The organism is Endozoicomonas sp. ONNA1, assembly GCF_024606325.1.
Taxonomy (GTDB): domain Bacteria; phylum Pseudomonadota; class Gammaproteobacteria; order Pseudomonadales; family Endozoicomonadaceae; genus Endozoicomonas_A.
Genome location: NZ_JAHHPN010000682.1, coordinates 1 through 1,399, shown reverse-complemented (window position 1 = coordinate 1,399; position 1,399 = coordinate 1). Strand labels below are relative to the sequence as shown.

Annotated in this window: 1 protein-coding gene; it reads right to left on the bottom strand. The window is 46.2% G+C overall.

Annotated elements, in window-relative coordinates; translation table 11 throughout:
* Positions 1 to 133 precede the first annotated feature (133 nt).
* On the bottom strand, positions 134 to 1,090 hold the full coding sequence (locus KDK19_RS15980) for a VWA domain-containing protein (RefSeq protein ID WP_257254790.1): 957 nt from the start codon (positions 1,088 to 1,090) through the stop codon (positions 134 to 136).
* Positions 1,091 to 1,399: the final 309 nt, after the last annotated feature.

The window sequence follows — 1,399 nt, the reverse complement described above, 5'->3', positions numbered from 1 at the left end:
TGGCTATGATGCTGGGCATTATTACTAGAAGATTTGAGCATGTATCCATTCATTCATTCATTCGACTCCTGGCCAATCTCCGCAGGGCCAACAAAGCCCCCAAAATTTCTGTTAATGCTGTCAGTGAGAACCGCTAAGGAGCAGCATCAGAGCTTGTAGGTTTATTCGATTCTTCAGCAGCTTGTTGTTCAGCTCTCAAAGCTTCTTCCATAGACAAAAGAAGAGCAAGTTCCAAATCATCTTCAGGAGCAGCATCTTGATTATTAGTAATAGGAATATCAGCTTGTTGTGTAGTCGTAGTAGTTTGTTGATTGTTATTGTCACTATTGGCAGCGGCAGCAGCTTGACGTCTTTGTTCTTCTTCTAATGATGCAAGAATAGCCATAGCTAATTGAGGATCGTCAGCTTCGGTGCCGAAGTTGAAGGCACCACCAGTGGCACTGACGCCTGTATGAACACCAAAGCTACCAGAACCAGGTCCATCTCCCATCAAGGCAGTAGAGAACAATAAATCAATAACGCTACCGTGTTCAGGGACGACATAAAAGTAGGCGTTCTTTCGGACTTGTTCGGTGAATTCCTTCAAGATTGATGTGTTAGAGGGGCATCCAAGACTAATGATACTAACACCGACATTATGCTTGCGGAGGGCGGTGGCGAGTTGACGAAGCTTGTCAGGGCTGTCGGTGACAGGGGAGCCTACAAAGATGACGACTTGCTTTTGGGAGCGGTTGTTCTTGGCGTGGGAGAGAGCGAGCATGGCGATTCGGACACCATTAGCAAAGTGGGATTCGCCACCGACGGCAATCGAGGCGAGGCTAGCAGAGATGCGGTCGATGTCTTCAGTGAGGGTTTCACGGACGGAGCAGGCATTGCCGCCGAAGGTGAGCAAACCAATGACGTTTTCGGGGTTGCGTTGGATGAGGGCTTCGCAAAGGAGGGAGCAGGCTTCCTGGACAGCCATGATACGGTTGGGACTATAGTCGCCGTTGCGCATGTAATCAGAGGAGTCAATGCAGAGGAAAGTTGTTAATGCCAATACAGGCCTGGTAATAAACCAGCATACAATAATAAATAATGATTTTTTCATAGCTTACTCCGGAAGGAAGTCTTGTTTTCTGAGCCTCTCCCTCACTTATTTTTGAATTTCTCACCGTTCCAGCAGGTTTTATCAATGGTTACATTGTCTGTGGAGGGGCGCTGTCATCACGTACTTTCATCACTTGCATGAGCTTGTTTTTAGCCATGAAACACCTCTTACAGGCTGAAAGTCGCCGTGGCTAGTTTAGACAAAAAACGGCTGATCCATTCATTAATATGCATGAATCACTCAGTGTTAAACGATTGTTTCTTTATGCTGTTTGAATGGCTATGATGCTGGGCATTATTACTAGAAGAT

Coding starts and splice junctions, on each gene's coding strand:
- KDK19_RS15980 (WP_257254790.1), bottom strand. CDS start 1,090: ATGAAAAAATCATTATTTATTATTGTATGCTGGTTTATTACCAGGCCT.